This window comes from Secundilactobacillus folii, assembly GCF_009720675.1.
Taxonomy (GTDB): Bacteria; Bacillota; Bacilli; order Lactobacillales; family Lactobacillaceae; genus Secundilactobacillus; species Secundilactobacillus folii.
In genome coordinates, this window is the sequence record NZ_WNJO01000007.1 from 156,799 (window position 1) to 182,430 (window position 25,632).

Annotated in this window: 29 protein-coding genes; 24 read left to right on the forward strand and 5 right to left on the reverse strand. The window is 44.3% G+C overall.

Annotated elements, in window-relative coordinates; genetic code table 11:
- Positions 1-12: 12 nt before the first annotated feature.
- Entirely contained in the window at positions 13-717 is a 705-nt protein-coding gene (locus GM612_RS07560; protein WP_155431768.1) for a type 1 glutamine amidotransferase, read from the reverse strand.
- The gene (locus tag GM612_RS07565) at positions 714-2,063 is read right to left on the reverse strand and encodes a Mur ligase family protein (protein WP_155431769.1); all 1,350 of its coding nucleotides are present in this window, start codon (positions 2,061-2,063) and stop codon (positions 714-716) included. The genes GM612_RS07560 and GM612_RS07565 overlap by 4 nt, the downstream gene beginning before the upstream one ends.
- Positions 2,064-2,279: 216 nt before the next feature.
- Here GM612_RS07565 and GM612_RS07570 point away from each other — a divergent pair, with 216 nt between their 5' ends.
- The 14 genes from GM612_RS07570 to GM612_RS07635 all read left to right on the forward strand — a co-directional run bounded on the left by GM612_RS07570 (position 2,280) and on the right by GM612_RS07635 (position 14,785).
- Positions 2,280-2,867, forward strand: coding sequence for a thymidine kinase (locus GM612_RS07570; protein ID WP_155431770.1), 588 nt, complete (start codon positions 2,280-2,282; stop codon positions 2,865-2,867).
- A 10-nt stretch (positions 2,868-2,877) separates the two neighbouring features.
- Positions 2,878-3,960, forward strand: coding sequence for a peptide chain release factor 1 (gene prfA, locus GM612_RS07575; protein WP_155431771.1), 1,083 nt, complete (start codon positions 2,878-2,880; stop codon positions 3,958-3,960).
- Positions 3,953-4,792, forward strand: coding sequence for a peptide chain release factor N(5)-glutamine methyltransferase (prmC, locus tag GM612_RS07580; protein WP_155431772.1), 840 nt, complete (start codon positions 3,953-3,955; stop codon positions 4,790-4,792). Before prfA ends, prmC begins: the two co-directional genes overlap by 8 nt.
- 20 nt (positions 4,793-4,812) lie before the next feature.
- Positions 4,813-5,832, forward strand: a complete 1,020-nt coding sequence (locus tag GM612_RS07585) for an L-threonylcarbamoyladenylate synthase (RefSeq protein WP_155431773.1) — start codon at positions 4,813-4,815, stop codon at positions 5,830-5,832.
- Between the two features lie 103 nt (positions 5,833-5,935).
- Positions 5,936-7,195, forward strand: coding sequence for a serine hydroxymethyltransferase (gene glyA / locus GM612_RS07590; protein ID WP_155431774.1), 1,260 nt, complete (start codon positions 5,936-5,938; stop codon positions 7,193-7,195).
- A 250-nt stretch (positions 7,196-7,445) separates the two neighbouring features.
- Positions 7,446-8,075, forward strand: coding sequence for a uracil phosphoribosyltransferase (gene upp / locus GM612_RS07595; RefSeq protein ID WP_155431775.1), 630 nt, complete (start codon positions 7,446-7,448; stop codon positions 8,073-8,075).
- A gap of 267 nt (positions 8,076-8,342) precedes the next feature.
- The gene (atpB, locus tag GM612_RS07600; RefSeq protein WP_343031847.1) at positions 8,343-9,059 is read left to right on the forward strand and encodes a F0F1 ATP synthase subunit A; all 717 of its coding nucleotides are present in this window, start codon (positions 8,343-8,345) and stop codon (positions 9,057-9,059) included.
- 53 nt (positions 9,060-9,112) lie between these two features.
- Positions 9,113-9,325, forward strand: a complete 213-nt coding sequence (gene atpE / locus GM612_RS07605) for a F0F1 ATP synthase subunit C (protein WP_155431776.1) — start codon at positions 9,113-9,115, stop codon at positions 9,323-9,325.
- A gap of 51 nt (positions 9,326-9,376) precedes the next feature.
- Positions 9,377-9,892 carry a F0F1 ATP synthase subunit B gene (atpF, locus tag GM612_RS07610; RefSeq protein WP_155431777.1) on the forward strand — a complete coding sequence of 172 codons (516 nt, stop codon included), beginning with the start codon at positions 9,377-9,379 and terminating at the stop codon, positions 9,890-9,892.
- On the forward strand, positions 9,882-10,424 hold the full coding sequence (atpH, locus tag GM612_RS07615; protein WP_155431778.1) for an ATP synthase F1 subunit delta: 543 nt from the start codon (positions 9,882-9,884) through the stop codon (positions 10,422-10,424). The genes atpF and atpH overlap by 11 nt, the downstream gene beginning before the upstream one ends.
- 29 nt (positions 10,425-10,453) lie before the next feature.
- A complete protein-coding gene (atpA, locus tag GM612_RS07620) occupies positions 10,454-11,992 on the forward strand; it encodes a F0F1 ATP synthase subunit alpha (protein WP_155431779.1) in 1,539 nt (512 codons plus the stop codon).
- A 25-nt stretch (positions 11,993-12,017) separates the two neighbouring features.
- Complete coding sequence (locus tag GM612_RS07625; RefSeq protein WP_155431780.1) at positions 12,018-12,908, forward strand: F0F1 ATP synthase subunit gamma; 891 nt, start codon at positions 12,018-12,020, stop codon at positions 12,906-12,908.
- Between the two features lie 22 nt (positions 12,909-12,930).
- Entirely contained in the window at positions 12,931-14,343 is a 1,413-nt protein-coding gene (gene atpD, locus GM612_RS07630) for a F0F1 ATP synthase subunit beta (RefSeq protein ID WP_155431781.1), read from the forward strand.
- Between the two features lie 13 nt (positions 14,344-14,356).
- Positions 14,357-14,785, forward strand: a complete 429-nt coding sequence (locus GM612_RS07635; RefSeq protein ID WP_155431782.1) for a F0F1 ATP synthase subunit epsilon — start codon at positions 14,357-14,359, stop codon at positions 14,783-14,785.
- A gap of 394 nt (positions 14,786-15,179) precedes the next feature.
- Here GM612_RS07635 and lplA read toward each other — a convergent pair whose 3' ends face one another.
- The 3 genes from lplA to GM612_RS07650 are packed head-to-tail and all read right to left on the reverse strand — an operon-like array spanning position 15,180 to position 17,294.
- On the reverse strand, positions 15,180-16,163 hold the full coding sequence (gene lplA, locus GM612_RS07640; RefSeq protein ID WP_155431783.1) for a lipoate--protein ligase: 984 nt from the start codon (positions 16,161-16,163) through the stop codon (positions 15,180-15,182).
- Positions 16,160-17,044 (reverse strand): lipoyl synthase, encoded by an 885-nt coding sequence (gene lipA, locus GM612_RS07645; protein WP_155431784.1) that lies wholly within the window; start codon positions 17,042-17,044, stop codon positions 16,160-16,162. The genes lplA and lipA overlap by 4 nt, the downstream gene beginning before the upstream one ends.
- Before the next feature lie 10 nt (positions 17,045-17,054).
- Positions 17,055-17,294 (reverse strand): lipoyl domain-containing protein, encoded by a 240-nt coding sequence (locus tag GM612_RS07650; protein WP_155431785.1) that lies wholly within the window; start codon positions 17,292-17,294, stop codon positions 17,055-17,057.
- 447 nt (positions 17,295-17,741) lie between these two features.
- Between GM612_RS07650 and GM612_RS07655 the strand changes: the two genes are divergently transcribed.
- From GM612_RS07655 to GM612_RS07700, 10 genes are all read left to right on the forward strand, one after another.
- On the forward strand, positions 17,742-17,972 hold the full coding sequence (locus GM612_RS07655) for a DUF1146 family protein (protein ID WP_155431786.1): 231 nt from the start codon (positions 17,742-17,744) through the stop codon (positions 17,970-17,972).
- A 23-nt stretch (positions 17,973-17,995) separates the two neighbouring features.
- Positions 17,996-19,300: a UDP-N-acetylglucosamine 1-carboxyvinyltransferase gene (murA, locus tag GM612_RS07660; protein WP_343031848.1), complete on the forward strand. Its 1,305-nt coding sequence runs from the start codon at positions 17,996-17,998 to the stop codon at positions 19,298-19,300.
- Positions 19,301-19,418: 118 nt separating this feature from the next.
- A complete protein-coding gene (gene mreB / locus GM612_RS07665) occupies positions 19,419-20,423 on the forward strand; it encodes a rod shape-determining protein (RefSeq protein ID WP_155431788.1) in 1,005 nt (334 codons plus the stop codon).
- An 8-nt stretch (positions 20,424-20,431) separates the two neighbouring features.
- Positions 20,432-20,707, forward strand: coding sequence for a membrane protein insertion efficiency factor YidD (yidD, locus tag GM612_RS07670; RefSeq protein ID WP_155431789.1), 276 nt, complete (start codon positions 20,432-20,434; stop codon positions 20,705-20,707).
- Between the two features lie 27 nt (positions 20,708-20,734).
- Positions 20,735-20,956: a DUF2969 domain-containing protein gene (locus GM612_RS07675; protein WP_155431790.1), complete on the forward strand. Its 222-nt coding sequence runs from the start codon at positions 20,735-20,737 to the stop codon at positions 20,954-20,956.
- 112 nt (positions 20,957-21,068) lie between these two features.
- Positions 21,069-22,268, forward strand: a complete 1,200-nt coding sequence (locus tag GM612_RS07680) for an FtsW/RodA/SpoVE family cell cycle protein (RefSeq protein WP_155431791.1) — start codon at positions 21,069-21,071, stop codon at positions 22,266-22,268.
- Positions 22,269-22,300: 32 nt separating this feature from the next.
- Positions 22,301-22,603 carry a glycine cleavage system H family protein gene (locus GM612_RS07685; protein ID WP_155431792.1) on the forward strand — a complete coding sequence of 101 codons (303 nt, stop codon included), beginning with the start codon at positions 22,301-22,303 and terminating at the stop codon, positions 22,601-22,603.
- A 390-nt stretch (positions 22,604-22,993) separates the two neighbouring features.
- Positions 22,994-24,028 (forward strand): methionine ABC transporter ATP-binding protein, encoded by a 1,035-nt coding sequence (locus GM612_RS07690; RefSeq protein WP_343031849.1) that lies wholly within the window; start codon positions 22,994-22,996, stop codon positions 24,026-24,028.
- Positions 24,021-24,704, forward strand: coding sequence for a methionine ABC transporter permease (locus GM612_RS07695; protein ID WP_155431794.1), 684 nt, complete (start codon positions 24,021-24,023; stop codon positions 24,702-24,704). The genes GM612_RS07690 and GM612_RS07695 overlap by 8 nt, the downstream gene beginning before the upstream one ends.
- A 35-nt stretch (positions 24,705-24,739) precedes the next feature.
- Positions 24,740-25,573 (forward strand): MetQ/NlpA family ABC transporter substrate-binding protein, encoded by an 834-nt coding sequence (locus GM612_RS07700; protein ID WP_155431795.1) that lies wholly within the window; start codon positions 24,740-24,742, stop codon positions 25,571-25,573.
- Positions 25,574-25,632 lie beyond the last annotated feature (59 nt).

Below are 25,632 nucleotides of genomic sequence, written 5' to 3' on the forward strand. Positions count from 1 at the left end.
ATGCTTATTGGTTTAAAACGTTGCGGCAATTGGCAGTTTTTCTTGCTTTGAAAGGTTTGCGTCTGGGTAACTGCGCTTTAAGGCTGCAATCAAGAGTCGCTTTGCTAAATTACCGTTGCGGGTCAAAATTGGGCCATGGAAGTATGAGCAGTAGACGTTTTTGTAAATCGCACCTTCAGTGCCATCTTCGCCATTATTACCCTTACCTTGAATGACGTTGCCCAGTGGCCGTTCGCCTTGACCGAGGAACGTACGACCCTGATGGTTTTCAAAACCGTGGTACGTTTCGCCTGTTTCCTCGTTTTTGATCACAATGTCGCCGATAAACCGGTTGTTATCCTGGGCTAGCGTGTAGTGGTCTAAAGCACCGATCCCAGGGATCTTTTCGCCCTTAGCATCAACGTAATAGTGGCCTAATAGCTGATAGCCACCACAAATCGCCAGCATTGGCCCACCATCTTCAATGAAGGCAGTCAAAGCAGCTTTTTTATGCTGAATGTCTTTTGAAACGATCACCTGTTCAAAATCTTGCCCACCACCAAAAAATGCTAAATCGTATTTATCGGCATCAAATGGTTGGTCGAGACTGACGACTTCAGAGTTCAGCTGAACATCCATCTGTTTAGCGTAATAGTTTAACGCTAAAATGTTACCGACATCACCATATGTGTTCATTAGGTCACCATAGAGGTGTGCCACATTTAATTCGTAGGTCATGCACCCATTCCCTCCTTGATATAGCCCTGGTCGGCTAATAATTTCCGTAATTGTAACACGGCCGTGTAAGTTGCCAAAACATAAACGTGCTTGGTTGGCAAATTCTTAATCTTTTCAACCACGTCTTTTAATTCTGGGACCACAGCGTGTTTTTCGTCAGGCACGCCAGCAACTTTCAGCCGGAAGGTGATATCCTTGTACCGCTCACCACCGGTAATAAATGCCGGAATGTTGAGCTTGGCTAATTTTTCGTAGTTGCCGTCCCAGATCCAGCTGGTATCGATACCGTCAGCATAATTGGCGTTCAGCAGTCCCACAAAGGAGAATGGTTCTTTGTCGGTTGCAATCATATCCAGGACTTGATTGAGTCCCACGGGATTTTTAACCAGGATCAGCGTAACTTCCTTCCCGTCCAAATTGATGACTTCCTGACGACCAAAGACCTTCTTGTCTTCGCTAAAGGCAGTGTCGATCTCCGCTGGTGTTACGCCAAGAAAGCGGCCGACTGCGTAAGCAGCCAAAGCGTTATAGATATTATAGAGGCCGCCAATTTCAATTTTGACTGGGTGACCATCAATTTCAAACGTTGAACTAGTAGGGGTCAATTCGGATAATTTGGTGACCGCGAACTTTAATTCCGGTCGTTGGAACCCGCAGTTGGGACAGAAATACTTACCTAAGTTACTGTAAGTGATGTAGCGATAGTGGAGGATGTGCTGGCAGTTGGGGCATAGCACGCCATCGGTATTTGGCTTAGCCTTTATATCACCTTCTGGTTGGTGCCGGAAACCGTAATAAATCACGGGGTTCGGTAGGTTCTTCGAGTGAAAAATCGGTGCGTCCCCGTTGGCAATGATCGTGGCTTCCGGTGCTAAGGCCACACCATCGATGATTTTTTGGTAGGTGGTGTAGATTTCGCCGTAACGGTCCATTTGATCACGAAAAATATTTGTGAAAACGAAGGCCTTTGGTTTAATGTACTTGGTGACCTTGATAACGTTAGCTTCGTCAACTTCCAAGACGGCTAGTGGTCGCGCCCCTTTGACCTTTGGAGCGCGTAGGAAGGTGGTCACGATTCCCTGTTCCATGTTTGAACCGGTTGGATTAGTTAGAATATGGTCATATTTTTGGTTTAGGACCCGCACCGTCAGTGCAGTTGTTAGGGTTTTGCCATTGGTACCGGTGATGACGATCACGTCGTAATTTTGACCTAGGTGTTTTAAAATATCGGGATCAATACGAGTGGTGATCTTGCCGGGCAGCGAGCTGCCGCCATTCATGAATGTATGCAGAAACCAGTATGAAGATCTACCTGCGAAGGCAGCTAAGTTGCTTCGAAAAGTCATTGTTTTCGCTCCTTGTCACGATTTTAAAGTGTGACGGTTTTTGTCGTTTGCACTAAACACATATTTTACCATGTTTTCTCTTAATTTAGCGTTCAAACACACTGCATTTAACGAAAAATGCACTTTTACTGGAGAATATCTATGACCAAGGGTGAATTTTATAGTCAAATCCGCTATAATAGATGAGAAATTCGCGAAGAGTGGAGACTGAGACCTTTGGCACAATTATTTTTTAAGTACGGGGCAATGAATAGTGGGAAAACAATTGAGATATTAAAGGTTGCCCACAATTACGAGGAACAAAACAAGCCGGTTATTATTATGACTAGCGGTACAGATAATCGGGACGGCGTTGGCTACGTCTCAAGTCGAATCGGCTTGAAGCGCGAGGCGATCCCGATTTTTAATGAGGATAATATTTTTGAACAGGTTGAGCGGATCAATCCCAAGGCCAATTGCGTGCTGATCGATGAAGCTCAGTTTTTGACCAAGGCTCACGTTTTTCAGTTAGCTAAGATCGTGGACGAGCTCAAAATTCCAGTGATGACTTTCGGGCTGAAAAATGATTTTCGCAATGAGCTTTTTGAGGGCTCCAAATACCTGTTGTTATATGCGGACAAAATCGAAGAGATGAAGACTATCTGCTGGTTCTGCGCTAAAAAAGCAATCATGAACCTTCGCTTTCATAATGGTAAGCCCGTTTATGAAGGTCAACAAATTCAAATCGGTGGCAACGAGTCTTACTATCCGGTTTGCCGTAAACATTATTACCACCCACCGTTGGACATGCTGGACGAAGAATAGGAGAGTTAAAATGGACGAAATGTTCGATAGATTACAAGCGGTGGTCGATCGTTATGACGAACTTAACGAATTGATCAGTGATCCTGAAGTGATTGCTGATACCCGCCGCTTTATGGAATTATCAAAGGAAGAAGCTGACCTGCGCGACACGGTTGAAGCCTATCGTAAGTACCAAAAAGTAACTGGTCAAATCGATGAAGACAATGAGATGCTGCGTGAAAAATTGGATGATGACATGTCAGCCATGGTCAAAGACGAACTAAAAGAGCTGGAACCACAAAAAGCAAAGCTCGAAGATCAGATTCGGGTGCTTTTGCTGCCGAAGGATCCAAATGATGATAAGAACATTGTCATGGAAATTCACGGAGCTGCTGGCGGTGACGAAGCTAGTTTGTTTGCCGCTGACCTGTTTAATATGTATTCCCGTTACGCTGAAAAGCAGGGCTGGCAGGTTGAAGTGGTCGACAAGAATGAAACTGAAGTTGGTGGTTTCAAAGAAATCGTCATGTTGATCAGCGGTGACAAAGTTTATTCAAAGCTGAAGTATGAAAGTGGGGCTCATCGGGTTCAGCGGGTACCGGTTACTGAATCAGCCGGTCGTTTGCACACCTCAACTGCAACCGTTGGGGTGATGCCTGAAGCTGAAGACGTGGACATTGACATCAATCCGAAAGATATTCGAACGGATGTTTACCGATCATCTGGTGCTGGTGGGCAACACATTAATAAGACCAGTTCAGCGGTTCGGATGACCCATCTACCAACCGGAATCGTGGTGGCGATGCAAGATGAACGATCGCAACAGCAAAACCGGGCTAAGGCGATGCAGATTCTGCGGGCACGGGTCTATAACTACTACCACGAACAAGAAGAAAGTGCCTACGATGAAAAGCGGAAGTCAGCCGTTGGGACAGGGGACCGTTCAGAACGGATCCGAACCTATAATTATCCCCAAAACCGGGTAACTGACCATCGAATTGGACTGACCTTAAATAAGCTTGATAAAATTATGAACGGCGATTTAGACGATATCATTGATGCGCTGATTCTTTACGATCAAACTCAAAAGATGGAGCAGCTTAACAATGGCTAAACGAACCTATTACGAAGCCCTAAAATGGGCTTCTTTGTTTATCCAGGACAATCATTTAGACCAGTCAGCGGCCAAGTATTTGCTGCAGGAGCTGGCTCATTTAGACCAGACACACCTGTTATTAAAGTACCGCGAGCCAATGTCAGACTTACTCTGGGATTGGTTTCAGGTTGCCATTCAGCAGTACGTAAATGGCCGACCACCACAGTATATTATTGGTGAAGCACCGTTTTATGGCGAGCAATTCACCGTTAACGAAAACGTACTGATTCCTAGACAAGAGACTGAGGAACTGGTGGAGTGGGTCTTACAGGAAAATGATGAACAGCTGCGCACAGTGCTCGATATCGGTACGGGCAGCGGTGCTATTGGGCTGACGCTAAAAAAGCAGCGGCCAAAGTGGCGGCTAACACTGACAGATCTATCGGTTAGCGCAATCGGTGTTGCTCGCGCTAACGCTCAGCAGCTGGGCGTCAAGGCGGAGTTACTTGAGGGTAATTTGCTGTTACCAGTCGCTGGCCGACACTTTGACGTGATGGTGAGCAATCCACCCTATATTTCAAGGGATGAAGTCGGTGAGATGGATGCCGATGTGGTTCAAAGTGAACCAGAGATGGCACTGTTTGCGGATCAGCATGGTTTAGCCATTTATCAGCAGTTAGCTGATCAGCTACAGCAACGAGTTGCAACGGCCGATGCGCTGTATCTTGAAATTGGTTTTCAACAACGGTTGTCAGTGACACAGATTTTTCAGCAACATTTTCCATCCGCAGCCATTACGACTCGACAAGATATTGCTGGTCATGACCGGATGGTTCAAATTGTATTTTGAATTAAATTGGAGGGTTCGTTATGGAAACCAAAATATTTAAACCTGATCAGGTCTCAGAAGCTGCGGAACTGATTAAGCAGGGACAACTGGTTGCATTTCCGACCGAAACCGTTTATGGACTCGGTGCCGATGCAACCAACGAACAGGCGGCCGGAAACGTATATGCCGCCAAGGGTCGGCCAAGTGACAACCCGTTGATCGTGACCGTTTCTTCTATCGAGATGGTTGAACAATTTGCTCAACCTCTGACAGACCAGGTTAAACAGCTCATGACAAAATTTTGGCCGGGGTCGTTGACAATCGTTTTACCGTTGCAGCCCGGTAAGCTGTCCAAGACAGTTACTGGCGGGCTGGACACGGCAGCGTTTCGGATGCCAGCTAACCAAGTAACCCTGAAAATGATTGCCACTGCGGGAGTTCCAATCGTGGGACCTTCTGCTAATACCTCTGGAAAACCAAGTCCGACCTTGGCAAAACACGTTTATCACGATTTGAACGGTAAAATCGCTGGCATTTTGGATGACGGCCCAACTCAAGTTGGTGTTGAATCTACTATTATAGATATGTCAACAGCCGTGCCAACTATTCTTCGTCCTGGCGCAGTCACGGTCGAGCAGCTGGAAGCAGTGATCGGCGCTGTGAAAGCCGACCATCACCATGTCAAGGCAAACGAGATTCCAAAGGCCCCAGGAATGAAATACAAACATTACGCACCGAGTGCACAGGTGGAGATCGTTGATCACGTAAATGATTTTCAGTCCGCCATGGATTGGGCGGGGCAACAAAGAGAAGCCGTAGGTGTCATGGCGACTGATGATGTGCTGGCCAACCTGCAGCTGCCTGCAAACGTGGAAGCCTTTTCCCTCGGGGCGGATGTTCAAAGTGCCACCCACCTACTCTTTGCCGGTTTACGTCATTTTGACCTGGAATCAGCGGTGAAAGTGATTTTTGCCGAGGGCTTTGCAAATGAAGGCCTGGGTGCAGCGTACATGAACAGGGTAGATAAGTCAGCCGGCGGAATGCATTTTACGAACGAATAATTACTATAATTAAATTTTGTTAGGATTTTGTGGTCTAGACCCTGTTAATTAGGTGGAAAATTTGGTAAACTATAGCATATTAAAAGCCAAGGAGCTGATTGTGTTGAATTACCAAGAACAAGACCCAAAGTTATGGCAAGCTATTTCGCAAGAACAGGATCGTCAACAGCATAATATTGAACTGATTGCTTCTGAAAACATCGTTTCTCCAGCCGTTCGCGCGGCACAGGGATCCGTTTTGACTAATAAGTACTCGGAAGGTTACCCATCCAAGCGTTACTACGGCGGAAATGAATTTATTGATGTTGTTGAGAATCTAGCTATTGAGCGTGCCAAAAAGTTATTCAACGCAGAATATGCTAACGTTCAACCGCATTCAGGCTCACAGGCTAATCAGGCGACCTATGCAGCCTTCTTAAAGCCCGGCGATACGATTCTAGGGATGGGTCTTGACGCTGGTGGACACCTGACCCACGGTGCGAAGGTCAATTTCAGTGGAAAGCTGTACAATGCTTACAGTTACGGCCTCAACCCCGACACGGAATTGTTAGATTTCGACATGATTCGTGATTTAGCATTGAAAGTCAAGCCGCAAATGATCGTTGCTGGTGCTTCCGCCTATAGTCGAGTCATTGACTGGCAGGCCTTTCGTGAGATTGCGGACGAAGTGGGCGCCTATTTAATGGTAGATATGGCCCACGTTGCCGGCTTAGTTGCCGCTGGTCTTCATCCGAACCCAGTGGGAATCGCTGACGTGGTGACGACGACTACTCATAAAACGTTACGCGGTCCTCGTGGTGGCTTGATTCTGTCGCAGGAGAAATATGCTAAACAAATTAATTCTGCGGTTTTCCCAGGAACCCAAGGTGGACCTCTGGAGCACGTGATTGCGGGTAAGGCAGCGGCTTTCTTAGAAGACCTGCAACCAGAATTCACTGAATATGCTGGTCAAATCATTAAGAATGCTCAGGCAATGGCTGCTGTTTTCAACGAAACGGATAACCTTCGCGTCGTTTCGGGGGGCACAGAGAACCATTTAATGACTTTAGACGTAAGTGCAACGCCTTTGAATGGTAAGCAGACTCAAGAACTTCTTGATAGCGTGATGATCACCACTAATAAGGAGTCCATTCCAAACGAAAAATTAAGTCCGTTTAAGACTTCCGGGATCCGTTTGGGTACGCCGGCAATCACTACCCGTGGTTTTAAAGAAGACGACGCGGCTCAAGTGGCTAAATTGATTGTGGCCGCCATTGCGCATCATGACGATGAAGCGGCTCTTGACCAGGTTCGTAAAGATGTGCGGGCACTCACGGATGCTCACCCCATTGATCAGTACGTAGCACCAATTGAATTTAAGTAACTTAACCAACGACTGAATGACTAGTAGTCGGTTTAAAGCCCCCAACACTGCGGAATCTAATTTGGTTCAGCGATGTTGGGGGCCTTTGGCGGGGTTGAATCTAAAGTCATTTTAATATGAAGACATTCATTGGTGCCATCATTTTAGAAATGACATTGAATGTTTTGAAAGTCACAATCTTTGAAAGTTTTAATCTACAGCACCCCAATAGCATGGTACAATTGTAAGAAATACTAAGGGAGTGTCATTCATGGGCAAGTTTCAAGTTATGGATCATCCATTGATTCAGCACAAGCTGACAATTATTCGAGATAAGAATTGTGGGACTAAAGTCTTTCGTGAGGTCGTTGATGAAATTACGATGCTGATGGCGTATGACGTAGCACGGGATATGCCATTGAAAGATGTCGAAATTGAAACGCCGATCGCCAAAACAACGGTTAAAACATTAGCTGGTAAAAAAGTGGCGATCGTGCCGATCCTACGTGCTGGTATCGGAATGGTTGACGGGATTATGAAATTGATTCCAGCTGCTAAGATCGGTCACATCGGAATGTACCGTGACGAGAAGACATTGGAACCACACGAGTACTTTGTTAAATTGCCAGCTGATATCGATCAGCGCCAGATCTTCGTGGTTGATCCAATGCTTGCGACTGGTGGTTCTGCAATTATGGCCATTGACGCGCTGAAGAAGCGTGGTGCAACCAACATCAAGTTTGTTTGTTTAGTGGCTGCTCCTGAGGGGGTTAAAGCTTTGCGAGAAAAGCATCCGGATGTTGATATTTACGCAGCTGCCTTAGATGATCACTTGAATGAACAGGGTTACATTGTCCCTGGTTTAGGTGATGCAGGTGACCGATTATTTGGCACTAAATAGGACGATCAATCCGCAAAAAACAATTAGTCTAAATTTATCCGATAAATTGGGGTATGTTTATAACTAATTGCTTTTTTTCATTATATATTTTACGGAATAGCTTTGTATTTTACTTTGTATGGTGGTATCATTTTGTTTGTATTTGTAATGAAGAATTAATGTTCATTTAAAGTACCTCGCCAAGGAAAACTGACTGCTGGTGGTTGAATAAACACCGATATATTGGGGATCCTAGCGTTAATTAAGTTTGAAAAGAGGTGATACTCTGTGGGAGATCCATCTTCAGTTGCAACCTTTCAGATCGGGGGACTAACGTTTAACACTGCGAATGTTATTTCGGGGCTAATTGCGTTCGTACTCGTTTTTTTGTTTGTATTTGCACTTTCTCGTCACTTGACGATGAAACCTGGTCGTGGCCAAAACGTTATTGAATGGCTGATCGATTTTACAAACGGAATTTTGAAGGGTTCCATCCCTGGAAATGAAACGGGCGCGTTCGGCCTTTATGGTTTCACCTTATTTCTATTTCTATTCGTTTCCAACCAACTTGGTTTGTTCATCCAAATCGCAGTTGGCGGGAAGGACTTTGTCAGGAGTCCAACTTCTGATCCGATCGTTACAATGACGTTTTCACTAGCTACTTTAATGCTGGCACAGTTTGCCGGTGTTTCGAAGCTGGGTTGGAAGAAGCACTTCTCTGGCTACTTGAAACCATTCGTTTTCTGGTTGCCAATTAGTATTTTTGAGGAGTTCACGAACTTCTTGACTCTTGGTCTTCGTATCTTCGGTGTGATTTACTCTGGTGAAATGTTGCTGAAGATTATCGGAGGTATGGCATTTTCACATGGCATTGCGACCTTTATTGTCGCAATTCCGTTGGAAATGCTTTGGCAAGGATTCTCAGCGTTTCTTGGAGCCATCCAAGCTTTCGTGTTCGTCACACTTTCGTCTGTTTATATCTCAAGAAAGCTTGAAGTTGAGTAGTAAACGGCTTACAATATTTAAGATTTAAATCATTTAAGGAGGAACAACAGATTATGGGAGCTATTGCAGCAGGTATTGCCATGGCCGGTGCAGCCATCGGTGGTGGTGTCGGTGATGGTATCGTTATTTCTAAGATGCTAGAAGGTATGGCCCGTCAACCAGAATTATCTGGTCAATTACGGACTAACATGTTCATTGGTGTTGGGTTGGTTGAAGCCATGCCTATCATTGCCTTCGTTGTGGCCTTGCTTGTTATGAACAAGTAATGACTGTCAACTCGTTAAATTTAACTTTTAACTAAAAGGAGGTGTCAATAGATGTTTTCACATTTAGTCGTCGCCGCTAGTCTTGATACTGGTGATATGCTTTTCTATGCGCTGTGTTTTATTTTGCTGATGTGGCTACTCAAGGTTGTTGCCTGGAAGCCCGTTAACAAGATGATGCAAGACCGTGCTGATAAGATTTCTAACGATATCGATTCAGCTGAACAGTCTCGTGAAGAAGCTGCTCAACTCGCTCAACAACGTCAAAAAGCTTTGGCCAATTCTCGTCAAGAAGCAACCAGCATTGTTGATTCTGCTAAGAAGCAGGGCCAACAACAACGTGACGGTATCCTGGCTCAAGCCCAAACTGATGCACAATCACTGAAGGAAAACGCCCAAAAGGATATCGAACAAGAGCGTCAAGACGCATTGTCTAGCGTGCGTAATGATGTGGCTGACTTATCTATTGAGATTGCTTCCAAGATCATTCAAAAAGAATTGAGCGCTGATGATCAAAAGGCATTGATTGATTCTTATATCGAAGGGTTGGGGAAGCAACATGAGTCTTGATAAGGTAACGGTAGCTAAGCGCTACTCAAAAGCGCTGTTTGAGCTACTTGAAGACCAGGATCAATTAGATTCAGGCCTTGAAGAACTTAAACAGATTAGAAAAGTCTTCCAAGACAACCCACAATTGGGCAATGCATTAACGGATAATAGTTTAGCGCCAGCGAAGCGAGAGGCTCTCGTTAAGCCGCTGCTGGATCAGTCTGAAGGTGTCATCCACAACTTGGTACAAATGGTCTATGATTACGGTCGAATGGATGCAATGGTCGGGATTATCGATCAGTTTCAATCACTGTATGATGAACACAACCAAACTGTGTATGCCGATGTGACTACCGCAGTTCCGCTGGATGACAGTCAACTGAATTTGATTAAATCTGGTTATGCCAAACGGGTCGGTGCTAAGCAAGTTATTTTGAACAGTAAAGTTGATGCATCTATTATTGGTGGAGTGGTGATTCAATCTGCTGGAACGATTTTTGATGGTTCCATTAAGACTAAAATCAGTCGGCTTCGCCAAGCATTGGTAGGATAACGAGATCTTTATAAAGGGGTGAAACCTGTATGAGCATTAAAGCTGAGGAAATCAGTGCTCTAATTAAACAACAATTAGCAAACTACCAAGACGAGATCTCTGTTGAAGAAACTGGTACCGTTACCTACGTTGGTGATGGTATTGCCAGGGCTCACGGTCTAGAAAATGCCTTGGTTGGCGAGCTGCTTGAATTCGATAGCGGGGTTTATGGCATGGTCCAAAACCTTGAAACCAACGATGTTGGTATTGTTGTCCTCGGTGATTTCACAAAAATCACTGAAGGTGACACGGTTAAACGGACTGGTCGAATCATGGAAGTTCCCGTTGGGGATGCCATGATTGGCCGGGTCGTTAACTCTTTAGGCCAACCCGTTGATGGTAAGGGTGACATTAAGACTGATAAAACCCGACCTATTGAACGTAAGGCGCCAGGTGTTATGGATCGAAAATCCGTTTTCGAACCACTGCAAACTGGTATGAAAGCTATTGATTCACTTGTTCCAATTGGTCGTGGACAACGTGAATTGATCATCGGTGACCGTAAAACTGGTAAGACAACCGTCGCCATTGATACGATCATCAATCAAAAAGACCAAAATATGATTTGTGTGTACGTTGCGATTGGCCAAAAGGAATCAACTGTTCGTAGTTCTGTGGAAACTTTACGTAAGTACGGTGCCATGGACTACACGATCGTTGTGACTGCAGGCCCTTCGGAACCAGCACCACTGCTGTATATCGCGCCATATGCGGGTGCCGCTATGGGTGAAGAGTTCATGTTTAATGGTAAGCATGTTTTGATCATCTATGATGACCTTTCAAAACAAGCTGATGCCTATCGTGAACTGTCATTGATTCTTCGTCGGCCTCCTGGTCGTGAAGCTTACCCTGGTGATATTTTCTACACCCACTCACGGTTACTCGAACGTGCTGCTAAATTAAGTGATGACTTAGGTGGCGGTTCAATGACGGCGATGCCGATCATTGAAACTAAAGCTGGTGATGTTTCAGCTTACATTCCGACCAACGTTATTTCCATCACTGATGGTCAAATCTTCTTGGATAGTGATTCATTCTATTCTGGTGTTCGACCAGCCATTGATGCCGGGACTTCTGTTTCTCGTGTTGGTGGTGACGCTCAAGTTAAAGCGATGAAGAAAGTTGCTGGGACACTTCGTTTGGACCTTGCTTCTTATCATGAATTGGAATCATTTGCACAATTTGGTTCTGATTTGGATGCAGCGACCCAAGCTAAGTTGAACCGTGGGGCTCGAACTGTTGAAGTACTGAAGCAACCGCTTCATTCACCACTTTCAGTTCAAAAACAAGTCTTGATTTTGTTTGCCCTGACAAACGGTTTTCTTGATGATATTGCTTTGGACGACATTGCTAAGTTTGAAAGTGGTCTCTTTGACTTCTTCGATGCTTCGCACGCTGACCTTCTTGACGTGATTGCCAAGACTGGTGACCTGCCTGACGTTGATAAAATGAAGGCCGCTGTTCAAGAATTTGTCAACACGTTCCAACCAACGGACGCCGATGAGGCAGAAGCTGCGACGAACAAATAAACTTGAGGAAGGATGGTGAGAGTCAATGGCTGAATCAATGAGTGATGTTCAACATCGCATTGCTTCAACAAAAAATACACGTCAGATCACGACGGCAATGCAAATGGTTCAAACGTCTAAGTTGAATCAGATCCAAAAAGCTGCTGTAGGCTATCAAGACTACGCAGCCAAGGTTAAGGCTGTCGTCATGCATTTGGCAAAATCTCATCTATTGGATGATTCCTCGAGCGAGTCGCAATCAAAGCAGTCTAAGAAGGCTTACCTGGTGATTACTTCTGACCGGGGAATGGTCGGCAGTTATAACAGTAACGTCATTCGCGAGACCAACGAGTTTATCAAAGCCCAAAGTGGCGACGATGAGCACTTGATCTTAGCGGTTGGCGGAACTGGTGCCGATTTTTATAAGAAGCGCGGTGAAAACGTGGCCTACGAGTATCGTGGTGTCAGTGATGTGCCAACCTTCGATGAAGTCAGAGAAATTGTCAAAACTGTTACTTCGATGTATGATTCAGGCGTCTTTTCCGAGCTTTACGTCTGCTACAATCATTTTGTGAACCGAATCGTTTCACGTTTTCGGGGCGAAAAGATGTTGCCAGTTGATAGTGAAACTTTGAGTGGTGACGCTGCTGAGGAGACTCAGGAAAAGACGTTAACGGCAACTTATGACATGGAACCTTCCGAAGGCGAAGTGCTCAAAGTTGTTTTGCCGCAGTATTCGGAAAGCCTCGTGTTTGGGGCGATTTTGGATGCTAAAACCGCTGAACATGCATCAAGTTCGAACGCGATGAAGTCAGCTTCAGATAATGCAACTGACTTGATTGCCGATCTTGAATTGCGATATAATCGTGCTCGCCAAGCCGCTATTACGACTGAAATCACTGAAATTACAGGTGGGCAAGAGGCATTAAATAATTAATGACGGGAGGAATTAACGAATAATGAGTTCTGGTAAAGTTGTTCAAGTTATCGGACCAGTTGTCGACGTTGAATTCCCGTTGGATGAAAAGCTCCCAGAAATCAATACTGCACTTCACGTTATGCGTGATGATGGTAGTTTCCTTGTAACTGAAGTTACCCTTGAATTAGGGGACGGGGTTATGAGAACAATTGCCATGGATAGTACTGATGGTCTTCGCCGGGGAATGGAAGTTGTGAACACTGAAGCTTCAATTTCTGTCCCAGTTGGTGACGACACACTTGGTCGAGTATTTAACGTCCTCGGAGATCCAATTGACGGCGGTCCTGACTTCGGTCCAGATGCTGAAAGATTACCAATTCACCGTGATGCACCTAAGTACGATGAATTGAACCCAACTTCAGAAATTCTGGAAACCGGGATCAAAGTTATCGACCTGTTAGCGCCATATGTTCGTGGTGGTAAGATTGGATTGTTCGGTGGTGCCGGTGTTGGTAAAACCGTTTTGATTCAAGAGTTGATCCACAACATTGCGCAAGGTCACAATGGTATCTCAGTCTTCACAGGTGTCGGTGAACGGACCCGTGAAGGTAACGATATGTACTATGAAATGAAGGGCTCCGGCGTTCTTGAAAAGACCGCCATGGTGTATGGTCAAATGACTGAGCCACCTGGAGCACGTATGCGGGTTGCATTGACTGGGTTAACGATTGCGGAGTATTTCCGTGACGTTAAGGGTCAAGATGTGCTGTTATTTATTGACAATATTTTCCGGTTTACCCAAGCCGGAATGGAAGTTTCAGCCTTGCTTGGCCGGATTCCTTCAGCCGTTGGTTACCAACCAACGTTGGCGACTGAAATGGGTCAATTGCAAGAACGGATCACGAGTACGAAGAAGGGGTCTATTACCTCGATTCAAGCCGTTTATGTTCCTGCTGATGACTATACCGACCCTGCACCTGCCACAACATTTGCTCACTTGGACGCCACTACCAACTTGGAACGTTCATTGACGCAACAAGGTATCTACCCAGCTGTTGACCCATTGGCATCAACTTCAACCGCCCTTGACCCACAAATTGTTGGGCAAGAACACTATGAAGTTGCAACTGAAGTTCAACACGTTTTGCAACGTTACCGTGAGTTGCAAGATATCATTTCAATTCTTGGGATGGATGAATTATCTGATGAAGAAAAGACCATTGTTGGTCGTGCTCGTCGAATTCAATTCTTCCTATCACAGAGTTTCTCAGTGGCTGAACAATTCACCGGGTTACCAGGGAAATACGTTCCGGTTTCTGACACCGTTAAAGGGTTTAAGGAAATCTTGGAAGGTAAGTATGATGACCTTCCAGAAGACGCATTCCGGAACTGTGGTCCAATTGAAGATGTTGTTGAAAACGCCAAGAAGATGCAGGCTAACCTGAACAATTAAGGAGGGGTTCTAATTGGCTGATGAACAATCAGTTTTAACTGTGAGTATTGTAACCCCCGATGGTAACGTCTATGATAACGGTCAAGCTAAGTTGTTGGTTGTTAAGACCCAGCTTGGTGAACTTGGTATCATGGCTAACCACGTTCCTGTGATTGCTTCGTTAGCAGTTGACGAAGCGCGTGTTCAATCGGTCAGCGGTGACGGGGAAGATGAAATTGCTGTTAACGGTGGTTTCGTTGAATTCTCCGATAATGTAGCGACGATTGTTGCTGACTCCGCTGAAAAGCAAAGTGAGATTGATGTTGATCGTGCCCAAAATGCTAAGAAACGGGCTGAAGCTCGCATTCAAAAAGCAAATGAGGCACATGACAAAGATGAACTTGCACGAGCTGAGGTTGCACTTCGCCGGGCAATTAATCGAATTAATGTCGCTGGTAAATAATCTTTTAGGGAAGCATTTACTTTCCTGATTGTAATTAATGAATAAGCTAGTTTGTGGTCGTCTTTAGACGACTGTAAACTAGCTTTTTTGTATAAATTGGGATCATGAAGTCTAAGTTAAATTATTCTGAAGATCCGAGGAGTATCGGGATTCGATAGATGTTTGAATCTTTGAGTTCTATTGTAACGGCCGGGACTAACCATAAAAAAGCGCATAAACAAATTCATTTATGTGCTTTTTAAAACTTATATAATTAATAAGGTTAATATAATTGAACAATCTTCTTAACAATCATGTCAGATAATGAAAAATGACCCATAAACCTGGTATGACTGTCTTTATTTATCACAAGATTAATCAATATCAATTATGCCCAAAATATTCCACAATCATATTAAAATAATAGTGCTGTCAGCTCCTGTGCTTTAAGCCCCTTAATGGGTGTTTGCTTTAATTGCTGGTCGATAATCGGACTAAGCACGCTAGCCTTGTACGGTTGACCAATCAGTGCAGCTGTGAACTGCTGCTGGTTCAAATTACTGAAGAAATCACCATCTAAGGATAAAGCCGATAACTTTTGATCTGAATCCAAACTATAGGAAAGAGAAATGATTCCCACGCCTGGTAAGTAAGTTTTATGCTGGTGATCAAACTGCTGTGAGGCAGATGCTAGCGCTTTATCTTCACTAAAATATTTTGCTGCTAAGCTAGGCAAAGCGCTTTCATCATCTGCCGAAAGAGATCTTGTTTGGGCATTGGTTTGCTTCAGTAGCGCCTTTAATAAGCGAGCTTTAAACTCTGCTGCGGTCCAGGAAGGCTGTTGTTCTCGTAAGTTAACTGTTCGCTGATGGACAGATTTAATCTGTTTAGCCTTAGCTTTCAGTGGATCGATTCGAAGGGCGTGCGACATCCAATCTAAATTTGAGTCGAAGAGTAGGCTGCCATGATGCAAGCGATAACCCGGCATCATGTACTGAGCGCTGCCAGAAACTTTTCGGCCGTCGATGACTAGATCATTACGGCTATCCGTTTGGGCGTTGATACCGATCTGCTGTAAAGCGCTGGTAATTACTTGCAATCCTTTTGAAAAGTCAATTGAGGTGCCTCGTTCGGGCCAAATTAGGGTGAACTGACAACCGCCCTGATCAGTATAGATAGTGCCACCACCTGATAGCCGGCGCACAATTTCAATCTGATGCTGTTTAATAAACGGGAGGTTCAGTTCGTTTTGCGCGGATTGATACTTACCCAACATTACCGTTGGCCTAGTTGACCAGAGTAGCAAAACCGGTTCTTGGGGTTTTCTTTGAGTCATTAAATAATATTCCAGCGCAAAATTGTGACGTACATCCAAACTGTCGACTGGAAAATAAATCATCGATTCTCCACAGCTTCCAGTTCTTCCTTGGCCTTGTACGAACTGCGAACAAGCGGTGAACTAGCAACAAATTTAAAGCCGCGGCTCATAGCTTCTTTATAGTATTTTTGATAGCGTTTCATTGGGACCCATTCACGCATAGTGTAGTTCTTTGGACCCGGTTGGACATACTGGCCGATGGTTAGAAAATCAACGTCAATGGCACGTAAATCATCCATTAATTGATAGACTTCTTCGTCCTTTTCGCCAAGGCCGAGCATAATTCCAGTTTTAACGTACATATCTTTTGGTGCATGCTGCTTAACGTAGTCTAAAACGTGGAGTGAAGTATCATACGTGGCACGATTACGAACTTTAGGAGTAATGCGACGCACAGTTTCCATATTGTGATTGAAAACATCTGGACCGGCTGCAATTACTTTATCTAAGCAATCCTCGCGGCCTTGAAAATCGGGGGTTAAGACTTCGATCGTGGTGTGAGGCATGAGCTCTTTAATCGCTTTAATGGTCCGAACAAATTGGTCGGCACCCAGGTCAGGTAGATCGTCACGATCAACACTAGTGATAACCACGTGGCTTAATCCCAGTTTCTTAGTTGCTTGGGCGACGCGAAGTGGTTCAAATAAATCAACTTCCTTCGGGTGTCCGTGTGGAATATCGCAAAAGCGGCAGGCACGGGTGCAGTTTGGACCGAGAATGATAAATGAGGCTGAACCGCTACCGAAGCATTCCCCTAGGTTAGGGCAGTTTGCTTCCGCACAGACGGTGTTCAACTTCAAACCAGACAAAAGGTCGTTCATCTGATCAACCTTTTTTTGGTCGTAAGTCACTTTTAGCCAATCGGGTTTCTTTAATGCAGGTTCTTCTTTTTCAGTTTTCATGAGTGTCCTCCTATGCAACTTCGATCGTCGCTACTAAGTCGCCAACTTTAGTTGAGTCTCCCGTCGCGACTTTTTGATCCTTTAAAATACCGTCTTCTTGACTTTCTACTTGACTGATGACTTTGTCAGTCTCAACTTCGAATAAGACATCACCAGTCTTAACGGCATCTCCAGGTTTTTTAACCCATTTACCGAAGAAATAATCGTCGGACTTAGGGCTTAGTTTTGGCATATGCACTTCTTTTAACATGTTATCCATCTCCAAAATTGTAGTTATGATTTTGAACACCATGAGCGTAACATGAATTGTTAGGTATGTGAAATTGACAGAATATTCCAACTTAAATTATGAGTCTATAGCTGATATATAGCTATTTATACGGATTATATTGGCTTTCACAATGGAATATTAATATTACCTTAGTATATGTTTTAAAAATATAAAATTGTGATAATTCGAAAATAGAATGAGTGTGCTAATCGGCTAAAAATGTAACTCATTTCACAAGTAGATCATTTACTATCAATATTTTGGAAAGGCTTACAGAAAATTTGTAGCAATACTAATTATAATCATAGGGCATAGGTTATCAATATGCAGTCTAGCAAAACGTAATATTACAAATGCAACAGAAATAGGGACAGGTTGCACGAAGTATGCTATATTTTAGAAGTAATGCGGAAAGGAAAGTGAGTTATGCGAACGATCGGTGCTCAAGCTTTAATGACATTAATCAGTCATTTCATATTTATCTTTGTGGCTTTTTGGAGTATTCAAAAACTCCACATTGAAAATGTGATGCGGTTATATCCCAATCAAGCGCGGGTGCTGATTGTTATGCTGTCGGTGACGATAGGGTTTACCTGCAGCGAATTTTTCCTGAACTTCATTGATAATGTAAGAAATTTAATCTTTTTAGTTAAATAATGTCACTCTTGGAGGGAATTTCTGTGGAAAAGATAATTGTACATGGTGGACGTCGGCTGTCAGGAACTGTACATATTGAAGGTGCTAAGAACGCCGTTTTGCCAATTTTGGCCGCTTCAATTTTGGCTGAACATGATGACATGGTATTGACTAACGTTCCAATCTTGTCTGACGTATATACCATGAATAATGTACTTCGTTTCTTAAATGTTGACGTTGACTTTAATGAGGCTACGAACACAATTCGTTTGAACGCGGCCAAAAAGTTGTCAACTCAAGCGCCATTTGAATACGTTTCAAAGATGCGTGCATCAATTGTGGTAATGGGGCCACTATTGGCACGTTATGGGCACGCCAAAGTTGCGATGCCAGGTGGTTGTGCAATTGGTTCGCGACCAGTCGATCTGCATTTGAAAGGCTTTGAAGCACTTGGCGCTAAGATCGATCAGCACGATGGCTATATCGAAGCCAGTGCTGATAAGTTGGTTGGAACAAGCATTTACCTGGATTTTCCAAGCGTGGGTGCAACGCAGAATATTATGATGGCAGCAACTTTAGCTGAGGGCACAACAACTATTGAAAACGTCGCCCGGGAACCGGAAATCGTTGATTTGGCTAACGTTTTGAATAAAATGGGTGCCAAGGTGCGTGGTGCTGGAACCGAAACTATTCGAATCGAGGGCGTCACTGAGATGCATGGGACTGATCACTCAGTAGTTCAAGACCGAATTGAAGCTGGTACTTTCATGGTTGCAGCAGCCTTAACGCACGGGAATGTGTTAGTGGCAGATGCGATTGCCGAGCATAACAAGCCACTTATCTCAAAGTTGGAGGAAATGGGTGTTACGGTTACTGAAAGCGATGCAGGTATTCGAGTCATCGGACCTGATCAGTTGAAGCCGACTAACGTTAAAACACTTCCTCATCCAGGCTTTCCAACCGATATGCAACCCCAAATGACAGTTTTGCAGCTGTGTGCTCAAGGAACCAGTACCTTAACAGAAACGGTTTTTGAAAACCGCTTCATGCACCTTGAGGAACTACGGCGAATGAATGCAAACTTTAAAATTGAAGGTCGGACGGTGGCACTCTATGGGCCGACTAATTTTAATGGTGCACAGGTGGCGGCCACGGACTTACGTGCGGCGGCTGCGTTAGTGCTAGCTGGGCTGGTAGCCAATGGTTATACTCAGGTGACTAACTTGAAATACCTCGATCGGGGTTACTATGATTTTCATCTTAAACTCCGTGATTTAGGTGCTGAAATCGAACGGGTCAAAGTACCAGACCAAGAAGAAATTGTTTTAAAGTCCAAAACAAGTGATTAATGGCGACTGGATGGTTCGGGATAGCGATTAGTGTCCCGAACCTTTTTGCTGCTGCTATCTAGTAGCGGGTATGTTATAATTAGCGGTTAGATAATAAGTTCAGGAGGAATTAGACAGGATGGCAAAAGATATTGGTATTGACCTTGGAACTGCTAATGTTTTGATTTACGCAGTGGGCCAGGGTATCGTGTTAAACGAACCCTCAGTCGTGGCGGTAGATACAAAAACAAACCATGTATTAGCAGTGGGCTCTGAGGCCTACCGAATGGTTGGACGGACGCCCAGCAACATTCGGGCAATTCGACCATTAAAAGATGGTGTGATTTCGGATTTTGATGTAACGGAAAGCATGCTGTCATATTTTATCAGTAAGTTAAACGTCAAGGGTTTTATGGCAAAGCCTAACATCATGATTTGCGCACCAACCAACATTACAGAAATTGAGCGTCGGGCAATTATTCAAGCTGCAGAAAAGTCGGGCAGTGCCAAGGTTTATTTGGAAGAGGAACCTAAAGTTGCCGCGGTTGGTGCTGGAATGGATATCTTTAAGCCCCAGGGAAATATGGTTATTGATATTGGTGGCGGAACTAGTGATATTGCTGTGCTATCACTTGGCGACATTGTTGCTAGCAAATCGATTCGAGTTGCCGGTGATGAATTAAACGTTAACATTATTAACTTTTTGAAGACTAAAGAAAATCTTCAAGTTGGTGAACGCACAGCCGAAGCCATTAAAATCAAGATTGGCTCTGCATATCCAGATGACGAAAGCAATAAGACGATGGAAGTTCGTGGCCGTGATTCTGTGACTGGCATGCCGCGATCAATTGAGATTTCTTCAAAGGATATTTACCCCGCAATTTCATCGGTTATGGATCAAATTGTGACTGCTGCCAAGGAAGTTTTGGAAGTTGTTCCGCCTGAGCTGGCTGCTGACATTATTGACCGTGGCATCATGCTGACAGGTGGCGGTGCCCTCATGCACGGTATCGATCGCTTGCTGATTGAACAGTTAAAAGTGCCGGTTGTTATCTCTGAAAATCCACTGGATAACGTAGCTAAGGGTGCCGGTATTTTGCTTGAGCACATGGATTCAACGACTAAGAAGCACAGTCGTAGATAGGAGTTGCCATGAAACGGTTATTAATGCTGCTAGTAAGGGGTTATCAGCGCTTTATTTCACCGCTCTTTCCACCATCATGCCGCTATTCACCAACTTGTTCCGCTTACACTTTGCAGGCGTTACAAAAGCATGGCGCAATCAAAGGGACACTGATGGGGGCAGCACGCATTTTAAGGTGCAACCCTTTTGTCCATGGCGGTTACGATCCAGTTCCTGACCATTTCAGTCTTCACCGAAATAAAAAGGCTGAGATGGCCTATCTCAAAGAGATGAATTTAAAGTAAATCTAAAAATTGTAAAAGGAGTTTCACATGTCAAAGAAGAAACAACCGGTTGGTGTGGCTATCGATGACGTCACGATCAAGGGCGTCGACGGCTTACAGTTATCGATCAACGACGAAGTAATTGGCACCGTTATGCCACTGGAAGGCGGTTCATTTGAAGCCCAGATTGGTTCTGAACGTCCAGTGAAGGTCAAGACTCAAGACGAAGCCGTTGAATACGTTATTCAAACCTATAATTTGCATCACTGATCTCTGCAATTGATTTCAGACCTAAAAAATCGGTTAAGGATGGTTCATATTCAGTTTTAATTCTAATGAGCCGTCTATAATGAATTCAAGAGCGAGAGGAGGATATGATGCAATGAGTGAACGGCGCGAAGATTCCGATTCGCAATCGCGAATCGATTATGGCGTGATCTTTTGTGTGCTGATGTTAGCTTTGATTGGGCTAGCTTCCATTTACGTGGCGGCGACCCACGATTCGAGTGCGACCAATGTGACGACAGTCATGGTGTCACAAGTAGCGTGGTATGTGATCGGAACGATTGCAGTCATTGTCATCATGCAATTTGATTCAGAACAGTTGTGGAAGGTTGCGCCTCTGGCATACTGGCTAGGTATTTTTCTGCTGGCGGCCGTACTGGTTTTTTATAGTCGATCGTATGCTGCATCCACAGGTGCTAAGTCATGGTTTGCGATTGGACCATTGACGTTCCAGCCGTCAGAAGTTATGAAACCAGCGTTTATCTTGATGCTGGCTCGGGTGGCAAGTGACCATAACCACACTTATTATGAACACACTACGCGGTCTGATTGGCTACTTCTAGGTAAATTAGTTGCCTGGGTAGTGCCAATTGCAATTTTACTGAGACTGCAAAACGATTTTGGGACGATGCTGGTCTTTTTCGCCATCGTTTTTGGCGTGGCGCTCGTTTCTGGCGTTACTTGGCGAATTATTGTTCCAGTCTTTGCAGCGATTGCCGCCATTGGTGGTGGTGCGCTGACGTTGGTCTCGACAACTGGAGGTCGGGCACTGCTTGAGAAATTGGGCTTTGCTTCGTATCAATTTTCACGAATTGATACTTGGCTGAACCCCTCAAGTAACACTTCAGATCAAGGGTATCAACTCTGGCAAAGTATGAAGGCCATTGGTTCAGGTGGTATTTTTGGTACTGGTTTCGACGTTTCTAAAGTTTACGTGCCAGTGCGGGAATCTGATATGATTTTTTCCGTGATTGGTGAAAACTTTGGCTTCATTGGCAGCCTAATTTTAATCCTCCTTTATTTCCTGTTGATCTATCAAATGATCCGGGTCACGTTTGATACTAAAAACGTGTTTTATGCGTATATTTCTACCGGCGTCATTATGATGATCCTTTTCCATACCTTTGAAAATATTGGTATGAATATTGGCTTGTTACCGCTGACTGGGATTCCTTTACCATTTGTCAGTCAAGGAGGATCTGCGCTAATCGGGAATATGATTGGGATTGGATTAATTATGTCAATGAGGTATCATAATAAGAGTTACATGTTTAGTCGTAACGAAGACTTTGAATAAAAGTCAAAAAATTTTGGTATGAGGTGAAAGATATGAGTGAAGAATCAACTTATTTCTGGACAAAGAAGATGGATGGCAAGACTCGCATCGGTCTGACCAAGGCTGGTCAAGACGAGTTAGGCAGCATCAAATTTGCTCACTTACCAAGTGTTGGCGACAACGTCACAGCTGGCAAGACTTTGATCAGTGTGGAAGCTGAGAAAGCAGTTTCTGATATCAACAGTCCTGTAACTGGTGAAGTAGTTGCCGTTAACCCACAGCTCGACAACGATTTTGACGCTTTAAACAGCGAAGAAGAAGCCGATGCATGGTTAGCAGATATCAAGGAAGCCTAATTGTAGTTTGATTAGATTCTAAATTTTCAATTGCAATCGTCCTTGACATTCTCATCTTCGGTCGTTATACTTTTGTCATTGACTTAAATTGAATAAGCAAGTGGCGAGATGAGTAGATATTCAGTGGTGTTTAGAGAGTTCCGGTCGGTGAAAAGGAATCACCATGAGATATTGAAGATGGTCTTGCAAATCGAAGTCACGGTGAGCTTTGGCAAGCCGTGACTGGCTAACGTCCACTATCACGTTGGAGTCTTTTAGACTCATCGAGGTTGTTGCTGTGAGGCAATGACAAATTTAAGGTGGTACGCGACAAGCTTCGCCCTTAGCTGAATCAGTTGATTCAGCGAGGACGAAGCTTTTTTATTTGAAGGAAAGAGGAGGTTGACCATAGTGATCGAATTTAAAGACGTAACAAAAACGTTTAACACCAAAGAGGGGGACCTCACGGCAGTTGCCGACGTAAATTTAACCATTGAGGATGGGGAGATTTACGGTATTGTCGGTTATTCCGGTGCTGGGAAGAGTACTTTGACGCGAATGTTAAACGGTTTGGAAACGCCAACCGGTGGTGAGATCGACATTAACGGCGATAAAATCACTGGGCTGAGTGGTTCAGAGTTACGTCAGAAGCGTCAAAAGATTGGTATGATTTTTCAACATTTCAACTTACTTTGGTCACGAACGGTGCTAAAAAACATTATGTTTCCGTTGGAAGTTGCGGGTGTTCCCCGAAAGGAGCGCAAGGAAAAAGCTCAGCACTTGGTTGACTTAGTCGGCTTGACTGGCCGTGAAAATTCCTATCCATCAGAGCTATCAGGTGGACAGAAGCAACGTGTTGGGGTGGCCAGAGCGCTAGCTAATGACCCCGAAATTTTAATTTCTGATGAAGCTACCAGTGCCTTGGATCCGCAGACAACGGATGAAGTGCTGGACTTGTTACTAGAAATTAATAAAAAGATGAACCTTAGCATTGTACTGATTACGCACGAAATGCACGCCATTCGTAAAATTTGTGATCACGTGGCAGTAATGGATTCCGGTCGTGTTGTGGAACAGGGGACCGTGTTCAACGTTTTCCGTAATCCGCAACAAGAGATTACCAAGCGTTTTGTTAACGAAGAAGTTGATCCATCGCTTTCAGATACGAATATTGTACTGGATGATCTGATTAAGAGCTACCCAAACGGGACAATCGTACAGTTAGTCTTTCATGGTGATCAAGCTAAGCTGCCAATTGTTTCAGAAATTATTCACCAGTATCCTGATCTGCAGGTCAGCATCATTGAGGGTAGCATTCACCAGACTCAGGAGGGTGCCATTGGGACACTTTACCTGCAGTTGATTGGCAACTCTGATAACGTTGACGGCGCCATGGCTTTACTGAAGAAAATGCGGGTTGAAACGGAGGTGATCCACCATGACTAACGGCTCATATTTCGCCTTTAAGACGGTTGACTGGGGCAACATGGGGGCTGCCACCTGGGAGACAATTTGGATGACGATTGTTTCGATGATCGCCGTTGCCATTCTTGGTGTGTTGCTTGGCTTACTTTTGTTTGAAACAACGGCTAGCAATAATTTTGCGGTGAAAGCTTTAAACTGGATCGTATCGTTTTTGGTGAACGTTTTTCGATCAATTCCATTTATTATTTTAATCATGTTGCTGTTGCCGATTACGAAGAATCTGGTGGGGACAATTATCGGTCCAACGGCTGCACTACCATCGCTGATTGTATCAGCAGCACCGTTTTATGCCCGGATGGTCGAACTTGCATTTCACGAAATTGACCGTGGTGTGATCGAGGCGGCCGAAGCAATGGGTGCTAGTCAGTGGCAGATCGTTTACAAGGTGCTATTGCCAGAAAGCATGCCGGCTTTGGTCTCAGGTGCAACCGTCACAACGATTTCACTGATTGGGTACACCGCGATGGCCGGTGCTATCGGTGCTGGTGGCCTTGGTAATTTGGCCTACATCGATGGTTTCCAGGCAAGCAATAATACGATCGTGTTGGTCGCAACTGTAATCATCGTCATCATCGTGTTTATCTTTCAATTCATTGGGGATTTTCTGGTTCGTAGGATTGATAAACGAACCTTATAAAAATTATATTTTAATTTAAGTGGGAGGAATTATTCATGAAGATTTCGAAACGGATTCTTGGCGTTCTAGGGGTTGCTGCAACGGCAGTGCTGTTAGCTGCTTGTGGTAACAGCAGTTCAAGTAAAAAGACGACCACGATTACGGTGGGCGCTTCGGCTGTCCCGCATGCACAAATTTTGAAGCATGTTCAACCGCAATTGAAAAAAGAGGGCGTCAACTTAAAAATCAAGGTATTCCAAGACTATGTAATGCCTAACAAGGCTTTAGCTAGCAAGGAACTGGATGCTAACTACTTCCAACACATGCCATTCTTGAACCAGTGGAACAAAGCTAACCATGGGACTTTAGTGAGTGCGGGTGGCGTTCATCTGGAACCAATTTCGGCTTATTCAAAAAAGGTCAAGAACTTAAAGGATTTGAAGAATGGTGCCACGGTACTAGTAAGTTCGAACACCCCTGACTATGGCCGAATCTTAGAGTTGTTGAGAGATGCTGGTCTGATTAAGATCAAGAAGGGTATTGATATAACTACTGCCAACTTTTCGGATATTACTTCTAACCCGAAGCATCTGAAGTTTAAGCACAGTTATGAACCAAAATTGATGCCAAGTATCTATAAGAACGGTGAGGGTGACGTGGTCTTTATTAACGCCAACTACGCAGTTCAAGCGGGCTTGGATCCTCGCAAGGATGCAATTGCAACGGAAAAGTCGACTTCACCGTACGTTAACATTGTGGCGGTACGGAAGGGCGACCAAAAGAAGCCAGCTATTAAGAAATTAATGAAAGCTTTGCAGTCAAAGAGTACGCAAAAGTGGATCTATAACCACTATAAGGGTGCGGTTTTGCCAGCAAAGAGTTACAAATAGAGCGTGAGCCAAAACGGGAACGCCCAGAATATAAGCAAATAAGACGTGGAACCCTGATC